The following is a 16076-nucleotide window of genomic DNA, read 5'->3' on the forward strand; positions in this document are numbered from 1 at the left end:
CTATGCACGCGACAGACGTCACGACTGAATCAGAAACAGCCGGCGAATCAACGTTTGATTTGGTTGATCTGTTGTTGGAGGAGCAACAGCAGTTGTCTGCGGTCGAACTGTTTGCACGCCAAAAAGAAAGTGGGCACTGTGAATTGCCCGCCGACCGTGCTCCAGATCAAGCAAAGTACTATCGGTCATTGCTACCTGCGTCGTCGCCCACGCCTGAGCAGCAGTTCGCTTTCGAGGTGGACTTAGACGCCTGCAGCGGTTGTAAAGCGTGCGTTGTCGCCTGCCACACATTGAACGGTCTTGAGGAAGATGAGACTTGGCGATCGGTGGGTGGTGTGATTGCAGCCGAATCGGCACCGGCGTCCGGTGCGGCGACCGACGGTTTGCCGATCGCCATTGGTGTACGTCACGTCACGACCGCGTGCCATCATTGCGAAGATCCCGGGTGTTTGAACGGTTGTCCTGTCAAAGCCTATGACAAAGATCCCGTAACAGGGATTGTTCGTCACTTGGACGATCAGTGCATCGGTTGCAAGTACTGCACGATGATGTGTCCATACGAAGTTCCCAAATACAGCAAGCGTTTGGGAATCGTTCGTAAATGTGACATGTGTTACAACCGGTTGGCGGTGGGCGAAGCGCCTGCATGTGTGCAGTCTTGCCCCAACGAAGCGATCGAGATACGTCTGGTCGATCGCAGCCTTACCGAAGCCGACCGAAAGGCGGCTGGTTCGCGAACGATGGTTGCAGGCGCTCCATCGTCGTCACTGACCCTTCCCACGACGCGGTATGTCAGTCAAGCGGAATGGAATGGTGCCGCGGCGATGGATTTGGGCATCGATGAAGTGTCCGAAAGCCACTGGCCGCTAGCGGCACTGCTGGTTGCAACACAGATCGGTGTCGGGATGGTGTTGTGGGACCGGGTTAGTGCCCTGATTAGTCTCGTTGCCGGCAATGATATTTCAGGTGGTGCAACGCCGGTTTTGGCTTTGGTTGCCTTGCTGGTCAGTGGGATCGGATTGAACTTGGCTCCGCTGCATTTGGGGCAACCACTTCGCGCGTGGAGAGTCTTTTTGGGATTGCGAACCAGTTGGCTTTCTCGTGAGGCCGTGGTGTTGGGGAAATTCGTCGGGGCACTCGCGTTGGCGTGTCTGTTGATAAGCTTGCCGTCGATCCAGGCCTGGTTGCCCGAGAGTATTAACGAATCCATCGAAAATTACATTCCAACGTGGGCCGGTTCGGCGCTTCTGTGGGCAAGTTTGCCATTGGGCGTTGTTGGGCTGTATTGCAGCGCGATGATTTACATCGCAACGGGCCGGATTTGGTGGCGATTTGACCGAACGATGGTTCGCTTCGCCGGCACCTTTATCGTCGTGGGATTGATTGGGACCTTGGCGGTTGCCGCATTGATGCAGCTTGTCCGGAATGACGCGGATGTCGAGGCATCATCTTTGGCGTTGATGCTAGGATCCATCGCTGCGCTGGGGCTGGTGACCGCAAAGTTTGTATACGAGTGGCGTGTTCAATTGGCGCCGTCACGAAGTACCGATGATGCGATCGACCTGCGTTCACGACGATTGACCATCCGCTCGCTTTCCAAGCTACGGGGGGCACGAATTTTGGCGTTCGGTATCTCAGCGGCATCGCTGTTGGTCGCGACGATCGTGATTGTCACTGCTGATGCACCCACACCGCTGGTCGGGATGGCATTGGGAACTGCTTTAGTAGCGGCGGCAGGCGGCGACATGGTTGAAAGATTGCTGTATTTCATGGCCGTCGTCCATGATCGGATGCCGGGGATTCATAGGTAACGGAGCGATTCGATGAGTCTAGTGCCACCGGATTCCGTTTCGGCGGATCTAACCAAGGGATCGGACGAGGGTTTCCGATTCCAGTTGCCTCAGTTTTTGCAAGCTCGAACCGGGACGATGACCCGGGAACTGCTGTTGCAACCGGGCAAGCATGGTCTGGGAATGACACCGGATTCATTGCTTGCAGACACAACCACAACCGCCACGTGTGGTTACTGTGCGACCGGATGTGGTTTGCGATTGCATCTTCGCGACGGGGAAGCGGTCGGCTTGACTCCCGAAACCAACTATCCGGTCAACATGGGAATGGCATGTCCGAAAGGATGGGAGGCACTGCGGGTATTGGATTCGGAACACCGGGCCACACATCCATTGATGCGTGATCCGTCCGGGGAGTTGGTGGAAACCGATTGGAGTGACGCACTTCAGAAATTTTGTGATGGATTTCGGAAGGTTCAGCAGAACCATGGGCCTGAATCCGTCGCGTTTCTATCGACGGGCCAGATCGCCTGTGAAGAAATGGCATTCCTGGGGGCGTTGGCCAAATTCGGAATGGGGATGCGGCATGGTGACGGAAACACGCGTCAATGCATGGCGACTGCAGTCACCGCGTACAAAGAATCGTTCGGTTTTGATGCCCCGCCTTTCACTTACGCCGATTTCGAACAGAGTGATTGCCTGGTATTCGTCGGGGCCAACCCGTGCATCGGTCACCCGATCATGTGGGAACGCGTGCTTCGCAATCCCAATCAGCCCGACATCATCGTGTTGGACCCGCGACGCACCGAAACCGCGAATGCAGCCACGCAGCACCTGCAGCTTCGTCCAAAGTGTGATTTGAAAGTTCTTTATGCGATCACGAATGTTTTGATTGTCGAAGGTTTCGTTGATCATGAATTCGTCAACGCGCACACCAGCGGGTATGACGATCTGGTGCGTTGTGTTCGGGACTTCTCGGTGGAATCGGTTGCCGAAGAATCAGGGCTGGACGCCGAACGCATTCGAGAAGCTGCACGCACCATCGGTCGATCCGGCGCGGTGTCGTTGTGGTGGACGATGGGGGTCAATCAGAGTTATGAGGGCGTGCGAACGGCACAGGCCATCATTAACATCGCACTGTTGACTGGAAATATTGGACGACCTGGGACAGGTCCCAACAGCATCACGGGGCAATGTAATGCGATGGGGTCACGGTTGTGGAGTAACACGACCAATTTGTTGGGGCATCGCAAGTTTGAATGCGAACAAGATCGAGTGGACGTCGCCGACATCCTTGGGATTGATGTCGCCCGTATCCCAACGGAAGGAAGCTGGGCGTACGACCGAATCATCGATGGAATTAGAAACGGCGAAATCCGTGGGCTGTGGGTGATTGCGACCAATCCGGCCCACAGTTGGATTCAAAGAAACGAGCTGCGCGAATTGTTGGGGCAGTTGGATTTTTTTGTCGTTCAGGACATGTATCGCAACACCGACACGGTGGCACATGCTGATTTGGTGCTTCCCGCGGCAGGTTGGGGCGAGAAGGATGGGACGTTTATAAACAGCGAACGGCGGTACGGGCGCATCAAGAAAGTGAAGCGAGCGCCGGGACTGGCGTTGGCGGATTTCCAAATCTTTCGCGCGATTGCCCACGCTTGGGGATGCGGCGACATGTTTCGCGGTTGGACCGATCCTGAAAGCGTCTTCCAGATAATGAAACGACTCAGTGCGGGCCGACCTTGCGATATCACCGGCATCGAGGGGTTTGAACAACTGGATCAATGCGGCGGAATCCAGTGGCCTTGGTCAACCGAGGATGCCCAACGCGGTGCGCCCGAGCAAGAGCGGCGACTTTTTGCCGACGGTGTTTTTTGTACCGAAGATGGTCGTGCCAAACTGATCGTCGACCAAATCACTCCAACGCCCGAAACGCCCTGCGACGACTATCCATTTTGGTTGTTGACCGGGCGTGGTTCGGTCAGTCAGTGGCATACACAAACCCGCACCGACAAAAGTCCGGTTCTGCGGAAGCTTTATCCCAACCAGCCCTACATCGAAATCAACCCGAGCGATGCGGCCCGATTGATGATCACCAATGGTGGGCTTGTCAGTGTTCGTTCACGACGTGGGGAAGTCACTGTGCGATCCGCCGTGACGACCTCCGTTGCCGCCGGGCAGCTATTCATGCCGATGCACTATGAAGAAGCCAATGTGCTGACGCTTTCGCATTTCGATCCGCATAGTCGCCAACCTAGCTATAAGGATTGTGCCGTCGATTTGGAACCTTTGAAAGACTAAGACGCGATGTCAAACATGAACGGTTTTACGGAAGAACAAAAACAGTACCTTGCCGGCTTTACGATGGGCAGCGACGTCGCGCGTGCCGTCAACGGTTTACCTGTGGTCTCCGGAAGTGGCGCGACGGCTTCGGCAATCCGTATCGGATCTGGCGGAGCGTCAGTTGATGGGCAGCCTCTGGTTGCTGGACCCGATCAGTTGGCGTTGGAGGCCCAGGATCGCTTCACCGCTGCGGGGCAGAAGTTGGCAAAAGAAGAACAGGCGAAGCGGGACAAGAACCCGTTGGATATGTGGGACGAAATCATCGCACGCAGCGACGCGGGAGAGTTTCCGAAAGGAACCGATGTGTTTCTCCACAAATTCCACGGCATGTTCTACGTGACACCTGCGCAAGACGCATACATGATGCGTTTGCGAATTCCCGGAGGCATGCTTCGCGGGTGGCAATTGACCGGTCTAGCTGATTTGGCGGACCGATCTGCAGGCGGCTATTTGGACATCACAACTCGCGCGAATCTGCAACTGCGAGAGATCCCTGCTGACCAAGCCCGCAGCGTCTTGTACGGCGTTCGCGAACTGGATTTGGTCAGTCTAGGCAGCGGGGGGGACAACATTCGCAATTGTACGGCCAGTTGTCTTTCGGGAATCGACCCAGACGAATTGGTGGAGACGATTCCTTTTGCTCGCCGAATGCACCACTACATTTTGAATCATCGCGAGATGTATGGTCTTCCCCGGAAATTCAATATCGCTTTTGATGGCGGCGGACGCATCGCATCGTTGGACGACACCAACGACATTGGGTTTCGCGCCGTTCGTGTGCCGGAGTCCAGCGAGGGGCCCGATCTGCCCGCGGGTGTCTATTTTCAACTGACCTTGGGCGGTATCACGGGGCACCGCGATTTTGCACGGGACACCGGGGTCTTGTTGACGGGTGATGAAACCATGGCCGTTGCCGGTGCGATTGTCCGTGTCTTCGTCAAGAACGGTGATCGAACCGACCGCAAGAAGGCACGCTTGAAATACCTATTGGATGACTGGGGTTTTGACAAGTTCTTGGAAGAGGTTGAAGCCGAATGGGGCCAAAAACTTCGGCGAGTCGACGACGACCGCGTCGAGGCGGTGGACCATGAAGATCGCTTTGCGCATGTGGGGGTCCACCCGCAACGGCAAGTCGGCAAAAGCTATGTCGGCGTCGTCTTTCCCGTGGGGCGAATGACCAGTGAACAAGCGAGGGTTCTTGCCCGGTTGGCGGACCGCTACGGGAATGGAGAGATCCGATTGACGGTTTGGCAAAACCTGATTCTGCCGAACATCGACGATGCTGATCTTCCGGCAGTCTTGCAGGGGATCCGCGATTGCGGTTTGGAGTGGCAGGCCAGTTCGGTCCGAGCAGGATTAGTTGCGTGCACAGGGTCGGCGGGCTGTAAGTTTGCCGGCGCCGACACCAAGGCCAACGCTATGGAGTTGGCGACACATCTGGAGTCGCAATTTGACTTGGATGTTCCGATCAATATCCATCTGACTGGTTGTCACCACAGTTGTGCACAGCATTACATCGGTGATATCGGATTGATTGCATGCAAGGTTGAGAAAGGTGATGACATGGTCGATGGCTATCACATCGTTATCGGCGGAGGTTGGGGAAGTCGGCAAAAGATCGGAAGGCAAATCTATGAATTCGTCCCTTTTGAAAACGTTCCGGCTGTTGTCACCGCGGTGATCGCCGCATACATGGAAAGACGAAGCCAGGGCGAGTCGTTTGATCAATTTGCCGCCCGCCAAACGGATGATGAATTGAAAGGAATGGCCGTGGCCGTCAACTAACTGCTGTTGTTCTAGCATTTCCTATTTCAGATTCTTCTACTCGAGATTCAATACAAACGATGTCCAGCTTTATTCCTGATTCGGCACCCTTTAACGAAGAACAGCGTGCTTGGTTGAATGGATTCTTCGCGGGACTGACGGGGATTCAGGGGGATGCCGGAGCGGTCGGTCAAGCCGTGCTTTCCGGTGTCGATCAAGCCGCAATCACGGCTTCAACTGTGGAGGAACAGGATGACGATTGTCCCTGGCATGATCCTTCGCTTCCGATCGTCGACCGAATGGACATGGCGGCGGATCGCCCATTGAAGCGAAAGCTGATGGCCGCGATGGCGCAATTGGATTGTGGGTCGTGTGGCTATGTGTGTGAATCTTATGCCGAGGCAATTGCATCGGGCGACGAATCAAATCTGTCGCTCTGCAGTCCCGGCGGCAAAGAAACCAAACAGATGATCAAGAAGTTGTTGGCCGATGCGCCCGCAGAGACCAATGGGGCACCGTCGGGAAATGGCAGCGCGAAGTCAAACGGGAGTGCTGCATCGAAGAACGGCGAATCCGGGTACAGTCGGAAGAACCCGTACACCGCGAAATTGTTGGAATCGCGGTGTCTGAATTTGGAAGGTTCCGCCAAAGACACTCGGCATGTCGTCATTGATTTGGTGGGGTCCGGGATGAAATACAACGTCGGTGACGCATTGGGGGTCTATCCGACGAATTGCGGTGACTTGGTCGAACAGATAGTACGGACTCTTGCCGCCGATCCGAACGTTTCGGTGGAATCTCCGCTTGGTGGAATGAAACCATTTGCGCAATCGCTTTGCGAAGACTGTTGCTTGAAAGATCCCAGTGACGAATTGCTGGAGTTGCTAGCCGGTCGCGTCGTCGATGATTCGGTTCGCGATCAACTGAATCAGCTGATCCGTGACGGTGTTCCCGACGGGTTTGATGTTCTGGACGCGTTGGAGATAGCGAAAGACGTGCGTGTTACCTCCGGTGAATTCATCGAACGTTTGGAACCGCTGAACCCACGCCTTTATTCGATCGCCAGCAGTATGAAAGCGGTCGGCGACCAAGTGCATTTGACCGTCGGCAAAGTGACTTACGATCGTACCGGTCGCACCCGGAAAGGCGTTGCCAGCACGATGCTGGCTGATCGAATTCCACAGGGCGATTCCGTACGTGTTTTTGTGCAGCCGAACCACGCCGGTTTTACGGTTCCCTCGGACCCCGCATGTCCCATGATCATGGTCGGCCCGGGGACCGGGATTGCTCCGTTCATTGCGTTCCTGCAGGAGCGTGCCGCCACCAAGGCAACGGGTGAGAACTGGTTGTTCTTCGGTGACCAACACGAGTCAAGCGACTTTCTGTATCGCGATGACCTTCAACGGTACAAGGATGATGGTGTGCTGACCCGTTTGGACACCGCATTCAGTCGTGATTCCGAACAGAAATTGTATGTGCAAGATCGGATGACACAGAACGCGTCGGAGCTGTACCAATGGTTGCAGCGCGGGGCCTGTTTTTACATCTGCGGTGACGCATCACGAATGGCCAAAGACGTTGACCAAACGCTGCGTAAGATCATTGCGGACGAAGGCCAGATGTCGCCCGAAGCTGCAGACAAGTTTGTCGACCAGATGATTGCTGACGGACGATACCACCGCGATGTCTACTAGCGGAAAAGCCCACCCGACAGTGTGTGTTCGGATGTCGCATTGATGTCGATTGGCCTGTCAGACTTTAACGATTGCAGCAGATCTGGTGGGATTGGGCCATTTCGGCCGGCATGTAATGAAATTTCCTTCCCGTAATCCTAGGTCCGTGCCCTGGCAACTGGTCGATAGATCCATGTGGACACGGAAGGGTTTTGTGCGCCAGGCGGGAAAGATCGGGTGGCTGTCGAACGGCGCCCTGTTCGGTTGTTTCAATGCACCGATGAAGAGGTAGCAGTGCCCGCTGTTCCGTGTTGGAACGACCCATTACCTCTTGCAAGAGTGCATGAAGCAATGCATAGATCAAAAATTTTACGGATGCTTTGGGGCTCGCGGTGGATCGCCACTCCATTGGCCGCGGTGCTAATGGCCGCCGGTGCCAACGCGAATGACTATTTGGCGGCTGAGGGCGAGTTGCAGTCGGTCACCGTCCAAACGACGGGCGAAGAAATTTCCGGCGATTCGATTCAGCCGATGGTGGATTTCGAGGCGCTGGAGTCTGAGCAGGCGTACAACGCCCAAGTCGGGTTTCACGAATGTGCACCCGCAGCGACGTGCAACTGCTGCCAGACGACATGTTGCACCAAAGAGAAGAAAGAAGCTGCCACAAAGGCGATGAAATCGGCATTCGCCGGTGTCTTCTATGCCAACAAATTCGACTATTTGAACGATCCCTGCTATGACGGTCCGTCATTCTGCGGTGATTGTTTGAAGGGGATGTCGACGCCGCTGGGCACGTTAAGCTTGGGTGGCGAAACACGATTTCGCTATCACAATGAGCGGAACCACCGTGGCGTTGGAATTACAGGCCGTGACGACAACTTTTGGTTGTTCCGTCAAAGGTTGTATGCGGACTGGAAGCTAAACGACATGGTCCGGTTCTACGCCGAGGGCCTACATGCGGAATCGATGGGCGAACAATTCAACGCTCGTCCCATCGAAGTCAACAACATGGACTTCTTGAATCTGTTCGTGGATGTCAATCTGCTTAGCGGAAACGCTGGCAAATTGACGGCTCGTTTGGGGCGTCAAGAGTTGTTGTACGGTGCCCAGCGAACAGTATCGCCTTTGGATTGGGCCAACACGCGGCGAACGTTCGAAGGTGTTCGTTTGCTGTACCAGAACGATGATACGTCATTGGACGGATTCTGGACGGAGTTCGTGCCTGTCGATCCGCGTGATGGTGATGAAGGGGACAACAACCAGCAGTTTTATGGTGTCTACGGTACCCAGAAGAACACCGCATTGGGGCAGTTGGAAGGTTACTACCTAGGCTACGACAACGACACTGCGAATTTTTCGTTCCACACCATCGGTGGTCGCAGCAGTGGTAGTTCCGATGGCGGAATTCTGTATGACTTCGAAAGTGCGTACCAATTCGGTGAAAACAGCAACGGATCGGATCACTCCGCCGCTTTCGTCACCGCCGGCTTGGGGCGCAAGGTGAACACGGCTTTATGGAGTCCCACGGTTTGGTTGTATTACGACTACGCCAGTGGTGATGATGACTTTGCCAACGCTGCACCTGGTGACGACGGGTACAACCATCTGTTCCCGTTGGCCCACAAGTACAACGGTTTCATGGATCTGTTCGGGCGTCGAAACTTGCACGACTTGAACGTGTTTTCATTGACGCCGCTAAGCGACAAGGTCTCGTTGATCCTTTGGTATCACTACTTTGCGTTGGCCGAAGCCACGACGCCGTATAGTGTTGTCATGACGCCGTATAACACAACGTCTCCCGCGGGCGATCGAGAGCTTGGGCATGAAATTGACGTGCTATTCAATATCAACCTGAATCCACGCAACAATATTTTGGTCGGGTACTCGCACTTCTCCGCTGGTGACTACTACGACACGACGATGGGCTTGCCCGCCGGCGTCGCGGACGATGCCGATGCGGACTTCTTTTACGCCCAATTCCAAACCCGCTATTAATCGGCGGTGATGGCTTGGGGTTACGAATCGGGCGACGGCATTTGCCGTGATGCTTGACTGAAAAATCGAAACGAGACGGGTGGAAGTTCACGAGACTTTCGCCCGTCGTTTCGTTTCCGACCTACGTGTGTCGACTGAGTGCGTCTAGCTTTGCAAGGATGGTCGACACTTTCTGACGTTCGGGCGATTTGAAATGATGGAACGGTTCGGCCATGAAGTCACTGCAGATCTCCAGAATGGACAACGCGCTCTTGGTTGCCTTGATATGACGCGATGCGTATTTGCCGATTTCGTAGATCTGTTGCAGATCATCAATCGAACATTGGAAACGGACGCATGCGGCTTCATCGCCATCGCGAGCGGCTTGAAATGCCTGGGTGAAGATCTGTGGGAAGATGTTTGCCCCGCCGTTGACTCCACCGTCAGCTCCCATCTGGACGCCCGGGATCAACAGGTGTTCGGGGCCCAGAAAGAATGACCAATCCGGGCGATCATTGCGCAGGGTCAACAAGTCGGCGAAATAATCCATATCACCACTGCTGTCTTTGACGCCGATGATCTGATCGACCTCTGCCAATTGCCGAAGCGTTTCCGTTTCGAACTGAAGCTTTGTCAGTGCCGGCATGTTGTACAGCATCAATGGCAATGGAAGCTGTGGCGTCAGTCGACGGATATAGCCCAGCAATTCTGTTTGTCCAACCGGAAAATAGTAGGGCGTCGTCAGCACAAGTGCGTCGGCACCCGATTCGGCGGCGCTGTTGGCCAGCGAAACGCTTTCGATAAACGCGGTATCACTGATCCCAACCAAGACCGGAACGCGTCCGTTGACCTGACGACAGACAAGGTCGATCAGTTCACGACGCAGTCGGTAACTAAGGTTCGGGGCTTCACCCGTGGTTCCAAGTAGAAAGATCCCGCTGACTCCCCCCGCGATCACATGTTCGACCAAGCGATCAAGCCCATCGCGGTCCAGGGAGTCGCGATCAAGCAACGGTGTCACCAGGGGTGGGATAATACCCTCAAGTCGCTTCATTTCTGGGGGTGCCTTTGAAGAAGATGCCGACCGCAAAGCCGACAAGAATGATGGTGGTCGTGCCAATCACGGGGATCAGGAATGCATGCAGTCGGTCGTCTGTATCGGCCGCAGATGGGGCTGCGGTCAACTGTGGGATCGAAAGCCACAGTATTACGGACACTCCGGCTACAACGCCGGCGACCGCCGCAGTGTTCTGGACACGTCGGCTGATCATGCCAAGCAGAAACAGACCGCACATGCCGCCGCCAAAAATGCCCGACAATGTCCACCACATGTCTAATGCGCTCTGCGTCAGTCTGACGAGTACTAGTGAAAGAAGCGTGCCCAGGATACCCCACAGAATCGTCCCGGCATAAAGGACTCGCATTTGTTGTTGCTCCGATGCCCAGGGCGAAACAAAGCGTCGGTAAAAATCGCTCATGATCAGCGTGGCCGATGAATTCAAGCTGGTCGACACCGTGCTCATCGCCGCGGCAAAAACCGCCGCGATTAACAGTCCTGTCATTCCCGGTGGTAAAGACGTTCCGATGAAGTGCGGGAAAACACGGTCTCCGATGTCGGCAAGGTCCAAGTCGACCGCCGTTTCAGACTGGAATGCGTCAAATTCTGGCGTCCCCTCGTCCAGGCCGGATTGAAGAGCTCGTTGTCTGGCAACGATGTTCTCCACCGCCGCAATGCGCTCGGAACCCTGGGGCCGGTCGGCCCCGTAGTAGACGAAAAGGGTGGTCCCGATCAGAAAGAACAGCGCGCTGACCGGAACGTACAGCAGTCCGCCAAGCCAAAGACTCTTCTTGGCTTCGCGGTCTGAACTCGATGCGACGTATCGCTGGACATAGCTCTGGTCGATCCCAAAGTTTTGAAGGTTGATGACGATTCCATATACCAGCACCACCCAGAACGTTGGTTTGGTCGTGGACCATCCGAAATCCCCCAGCGAAAACTTGTCTCCGCTGTTGGCAACTTCGATGACCGCAGGCAATCCGCCGGGGACGTTCGCTAGCATCAGTCCCAAGCAAAGAACAGCGCCGGCCATCAAGACAATGGCTTGGATCGCATCAGTCCAAATCACCGCCAAGATCCCGCCGACGAAGGCATAGAAGGTCACGCAGATCCCCGTGACCACAAGCACCACTTGTATGTCCCATCCGAACAAAACCTGCATGGGCAAGGCCATCAGGTATAGCACCACCGCAATACGGGCGATTTGTGTCAACAAGTAAAACACGCTGGCATAGACACGTGCCCATACGCCAAAACGAGTTTCCAGTGCCGCGTACGCTGAAACTTGTCCCGAGTTTCGGTAGTAAGGAAGGAACCAACGGACGGCGATCCATGTGACCAGCGGGATGGAAAGCGAAAAGACAAACGGGTTCCAATTTCCGGCAAACGATTTTCCCGGAAGTGCCAAGTAGCTGATGCTGCTAAGGAACGTTGCAAAGATCGACAATCCACAAACCCAACCCGGCAGAGCGTGATTGGCCGCAGTGAAGCCTTCGGTGTTTCGTGTCTTTCGGTAAAAGAATGCTCCGATGCCCATGGTCGCCACGAAGTACAGGCACAGTACGACCCAGTCGGCGGGATGAAACGATGGGGTATGCATCGATAGATGGTCTCCTTGCCGGCGGGAGGATGGCGAAAGCGTTCGGGAAGGTGTGGGCGATGTCGCGCCGAAAGTAACCTAGCGAGTTGAAGCGTCCCACCAGCGATGGTCGTCGTCGATGATCCCAGCGAGCGAAACTTCAAGGCCATTGCGGATATGCACCGCCATCGCATCGCGGGCCGCATCGGGTTTTTTGCGTTGCAATGACGTTAGGATTCGCTTGTGGTCGTCGCAGGTCGCTTGCATCACCCCCGCGTCGTATCCGTGACGGGCCACCGAGAAAATTCCCGTCAAAAGGTGTGAATTACCGACGGTTCGCAGCATCGTGCGATTTCCCGTTGCCTCAATGATCAGCATATGAAAAGCCAAGTCGGCTTGTTCAAAACTGCGAACAGTCTTCTTGGGTACGCTTCTCGATGATGATTGACGCGTCCGTTCGGTCAACTGGGTCATGCGATCCAGTTGCTTGCCGATCTGATCAAGTTGCGATTGCTCGATCCGTTCGGCCGCTCGCGCGGTCGCGTAGGGTTCGATCGCTTCGCGCAATTCGTAGAGCTCGATCACTTCGTCGCGACTGATTTGTCGAACCACCGCGCCGAGTTGCGGAACCAATTCGACGAATCCTTCGTTGGCCAATTGGCCGATTGCTTCGCGCACCGGCGTTGCACTGATTCCGAGCTTTTTTCCGACCGGTCCGTAGCGGATGCGTGCGCCCGGAAGGAATTCGCCCTGGACCAGGCAGTTTCGAAGATAGTCATAGGCCCTTTGGGCGTTCGTTTCCTGCATCTGCTTGCAGCCTCCATAGAAGTCTATAGACTTATGGATTGTACGGCCAACTTGACGCCTGTCAAAGGACTCTCCACATGATGACCGCATTTCGGATCGCATTCCTTCTTTCCTTGTTTGGTGTTTCCGGCTACGGCCGAGTGATGGCTGCGGAACCGGATCAGTGGAAGTTGCAACCACTGAAGTACAACCATCCTGGGTTGCAGGTGGACTTGGGTGTGGGGCTTTGGGCCTGGCCACTGCCCATGGACTACGACGGCGACGGGGATATGGACCTGTTGGTTTCGTGTCCCGACAAGCCGTCCAACGGTGTGTACTACTTTGAGAATCCCACTCAGGATCCGTCGGTGAAGATGCCGGTTTTCAAAGCCGGGGTTCGGTTGGGACCGACCAAAACGAACACGCAGGTCAGCTACGTCGATGGGCAACCACGATTGTTGTTGGAGAACAAAGAACTGACCGGTTTTCGCGACGGTGATTTTTCCACCCAGCAAAGCATTTATCCCGACGCTCGTTTTCATCCCGGAAAGACACGGGCACGGATGTGGCGTTATGTGGATTGGGAAGGCGACGGCGACCAAGATTTGATTGTTGGCATCGGTGACTGGTCCGATTACGTCTGGGACCAAGCCTATGACGCGCAAGGACGCTGGCAAAACGGCCCGCTTCACGGCTATGTGTATTTGATCGAACGGACCTCCGGCGATGACTACGCACAACCTCGAAAGATTTCGGCCGGTGGATCACCGATCGACGTGTTTGGATGGCCCAGCCCGAACTTTGCCGACTTCGATGGCGACGGTGACCTGGATTTGATTTGTGGCGAATTCCTCGACGGGTTCACCTATTTCGAAAACGTGGGATCGCGATCGCAGCCATCCTATGCGGTTGGCGTCAAGCTGAACGGGGATGACGGAAGGCCGCTGGTGATGCATCTGCAGATGATCACGCCCACCGCTATTGACTGGGATCGTGATGGAGACATGGACCTGATCGTTGGTGATGAAGACGGACGCGTGGCGTTGGTGGAAAATGTCACGTCCGGTGAAGCAAGCACTCCGGTGTTTCGACAGCCGGTCTATTTTCAACAAGAAGCGGACACATTGAAGTTCGGTGCGCTGGCCACGCCGTTTGCGCACGATTGGGATGGGGACGGCGATGAAGACATCTTGTGCGGCAACACGGCGGGCAACATCGCGCTGTTCGAAAACCTGGACGGCAAGGGACAACGTTGGTCGGCACCCGAATTGTTACAGGTCGACGGAAAGGTCTTTCGGGTCATGGCGGGGCCCAACGGGTCGATTCAAGGTCCTGCGGAAGCCAAGTGGGGATACACCACTTTGTCGGTCGCTGATTGGAACGGGGACGGCGCTGATGACATCTTGGTCAATTCCATTTGGCCTCGCTTGACGCTGCTGCGCAATACCAAGAACGGTTTGACCGAACAGCCGTTGCCGTTTTGGAATCGGGAATTGCCGCCGCGTTTTTATTGGTGGAATCAACCTGCGGAAAACCAGCAATCCCAGTGGCGGACGACGCCGTTGGCCACGGATTGGGATCAAGACGGTCAGCTGGACTTGGTTATCTTGGACCAGGAAGGCTATCTGACGTGCCAGAGTCGAGCGACCGATCAAACGCGAGTCTTCGTCGACGAAGATGGCAAACCCGTTCGCATGAATGCGAAATCTGCCGGTGGAAGCGGGCGTATCAAGCTGGCGTTGGTCGATTGGGATGGTGACGGACGAAAGGACATCTTGACCAACAGCGAGAACGCGGTCTGGTGGCGGAACTGTGAAGAACGCGATGGGAAAACGGTGCTCAAGCGGATCGGGAACCTGGCCAAACGGAATGTCGCCGGTCATACGTCCAGCCCCGCCGTGTGTGATTTCGACGGCAATGGAAAGCCGGACCTGTTGGTGGGCGCGGAAAACGGCAGGATCTATTTCATTCGTCACGAAGACTGCACCCAGTTTCCTGCGGACCAGTTGGTGGCACGAAAACCGAAGCCGGCGGACAAGCCGCGATTCCCCGGTTTGGTCGACGACGAATTCATCTACACCAACTCGTCGTTCCCCCAGTGTCATGCATCGACGATCTGCGAAACGGACCGTGGTTTGGTTGCGGCATGGTTCGGTGGGACTCGTGAAAAGCATCCTGATGTCGGGATCTGGTCCAGTTATCACGATGGAAATCAATGGAAGCGACCGGTCGAGGTGGCCAATGGGGTTCAGCACGATGGCCTGAGATATCCCTGTTGGAACCCGGTGCTGTTCCAGCCGCCTGGTGACGCGCCGCTGATGTTGTTTTTCAAGGTCGGTCCGAACGCGCGCGATTGGTGGGGCGAGGTCATGTTCAGCTATGACGGCGGGCGGTCCTTTCGCGATCGTCGTCGCTTGCCGGAAACGATCGACGGGCCGGTGCGTTCCAAACCGATGCTCTTAAGTGATGGTACCCTGCTCTGCCCGTCTTCCAGCGAACACGATGACGATTGGCGAATGCACTATGAGATATTGTCGGATCTCCGGCACCCGGAACTGGGAACTTCGTGGCGAAGGATCGAACCGGAGAATCAACCGTTTCAGGTAATTCAGCCCAGTTTCCTGACGCATTCTGACGGCCGGATCCAGGCTTTGATGCGATCGAAGCATTCGAAGATCTTTCAAGCGGCTACGACGGATTCCGGAAATACCTGGAGCGAGATGACGGAATTGGGATTGCCCAATCCCAATTCGGGTATCGAAGCGTTGACGTTGGCCGATGGTCGCCACCTGTTGCTTTACAACCATGCCGGTGGCAATCGCAAGGACGGTTGGGGATCACGGCAAACGTTGCATCTTGCGATCAGTTCCAATGGCATTGATTGGAACAAGGCCGCGGTGGTTGAACACGTCGACAAAGGTGAGTTGTCATATCCGGCAATGATCCAGTCACGTGACGGCAAAGTGCATGTGACGTACACCTGGATGCGCAAGCGAGTGAAGCACCTGGTCATCGATCCCGATGGTTTGGAAACCGGTGCTGAACTGGGGTTGGACCCATGGGAAGCGAACTGAATCGCCCCAGGCAGGCTTCTGTGGTTAGATGTTAAA

At 55.4% G+C, this 16076-nt stretch carries 9 protein-coding genes; 6 read left to right on the plus strand and 3 right to left on the minus strand.

Features of this window, described 5'->3' with window-relative positions:
- The first annotated feature begins 2 nt into the window (after window positions 1-2).
- From HFP54_RS00700 to HFP54_RS00720, 5 genes are all read left to right on the plus strand, one after another.
- Window positions 3-1811: a DmsC/YnfH family molybdoenzyme membrane anchor subunit gene (locus HFP54_RS00700; protein ID WP_168563708.1), complete on the plus strand. Its 1809-nt coding sequence runs from the start codon at window positions 3-5 to the stop codon at window positions 1809-1811.
- Between the two features lie 12 nt (window positions 1812-1823).
- Window positions 1824-4091, plus strand: a complete 2268-nt coding sequence (locus HFP54_RS00705) for a molybdopterin oxidoreductase family protein (protein WP_168563709.1) — start codon at window positions 1824-1826, stop codon at window positions 4089-4091.
- Between the two features lie 6 nt (window positions 4092-4097).
- Window positions 4098-5918, plus strand: a complete 1821-nt coding sequence (locus tag HFP54_RS00710) for a NirA family protein (protein WP_168563710.1) — start codon at window positions 4098-4100, stop codon at window positions 5916-5918.
- A 59-nt stretch (window positions 5919-5977) separates the two neighbouring features.
- Complete coding sequence (locus HFP54_RS00715) at window positions 5978-7591, plus strand: sulfite reductase subunit alpha (RefSeq protein ID WP_168563711.1); 1614 nt, start codon at window positions 5978-5980, stop codon at window positions 7589-7591.
- 330 nt (window positions 7592-7921) lie between these two features.
- The gene (locus HFP54_RS00720) at window positions 7922-9565 is read left to right on the plus strand and encodes an alginate export family protein (protein ID WP_235951164.1); all 1644 of its coding nucleotides are present in this window, start codon (window positions 7922-7924) and stop codon (window positions 9563-9565) included.
- Between the two features lie 121 nt (window positions 9566-9686).
- On the opposite strand, the gene HFP54_RS00725 is transcribed toward HFP54_RS00720, so the two are convergent.
- The 3 genes from HFP54_RS00725 to HFP54_RS00735 all read right to left on the minus strand — a co-directional run bounded on the left by HFP54_RS00725 (window position 9687) and on the right by HFP54_RS00735 (window position 12987).
- Window positions 9687-10598: a dihydrodipicolinate synthase family protein gene (locus HFP54_RS00725; protein WP_168563712.1), complete on the minus strand. Its 912-nt coding sequence runs from the start codon at window positions 10596-10598 to the stop codon at window positions 9687-9689.
- Complete coding sequence (locus tag HFP54_RS00730; RefSeq protein ID WP_168563713.1) at window positions 10585-12201, minus strand: sodium:solute symporter family protein; 1617 nt, start codon at window positions 12199-12201, stop codon at window positions 10585-10587. The genes HFP54_RS00725 and HFP54_RS00730 overlap by 14 nt, the downstream gene beginning before the upstream one ends.
- Before the next feature lie 78 nt (window positions 12202-12279).
- Window positions 12280-12987, minus strand: a complete 708-nt coding sequence (locus tag HFP54_RS00735) for a GntR family transcriptional regulator (RefSeq protein WP_168563714.1) — start codon at window positions 12985-12987, stop codon at window positions 12280-12282.
- A 77-nt stretch (window positions 12988-13064) separates the two neighbouring features.
- Here HFP54_RS00735 and HFP54_RS00740 point away from each other — a divergent pair, with 77 nt between their 5' ends.
- Complete coding sequence (locus HFP54_RS00740; protein WP_168563715.1) at window positions 13065-16040, plus strand: exo-alpha-sialidase; 2976 nt, start codon at window positions 13065-13067, stop codon at window positions 16038-16040.
- The last annotated feature ends 36 nt before the right edge of the window (window positions 16041-16076 follow it).

Origin of the sequence: Crateriforma spongiae (assembly GCF_012290005.1) — a bacterium.
GTDB lineage: Bacteria > Planctomycetota > Planctomycetia > Pirellulales > Pirellulaceae > Crateriforma > Crateriforma spongiae.

Bases quoted from the DNA above. Each gene is read 5' to 3' on its own strand.
- HFP54_RS00740 (WP_168563715.1), top strand. From the start codon at position 13,065: ATGATGACCGCATTTCGGATCGCATTCCTTCTTTCCTTGTTTGGTGTT.
- HFP54_RS00700 (WP_168563708.1), top strand. From the start codon at position 3: ATGCACGCGACAGACGTCACGACTGAATCAGAAACAGCCGGCGAATCA.
- HFP54_RS00720 (WP_235951164.1), top strand. From the start codon at position 7,922: ATGCATAGATCAAAAATTTTACGGATGCTTTGGGGCTCGCGGTGGATC.
- HFP54_RS00735 (WP_168563714.1), bottom strand. From the start codon at position 12,987: ATGCAGGAAACGAACGCCCAAAGGGCCTATGACTATCTTCGAAACTGC.
- HFP54_RS00715 (WP_168563711.1), top strand. From the start codon at position 5,978: ATGTCCAGCTTTATTCCTGATTCGGCACCCTTTAACGAAGAACAGCGT.
- HFP54_RS00725 (WP_168563712.1), bottom strand. From the start codon at position 10,598: ATGAAGCGACTTGAGGGTATTATCCCACCCCTGGTGACACCGTTGCTT.
- HFP54_RS00705 (WP_168563709.1), top strand. From the start codon at position 1,824: ATGAGTCTAGTGCCACCGGATTCCGTTTCGGCGGATCTAACCAAGGGA.
- HFP54_RS00710 (WP_168563710.1), top strand. From the start codon at position 4,098: ATGTCAAACATGAACGGTTTTACGGAAGAACAAAAACAGTACCTTGCC.
- HFP54_RS00730 (WP_168563713.1), bottom strand. From the start codon at position 12,201: ATGCATACCCCATCGTTTCATCCCGCCGACTGGGTCGTACTGTGCCTG.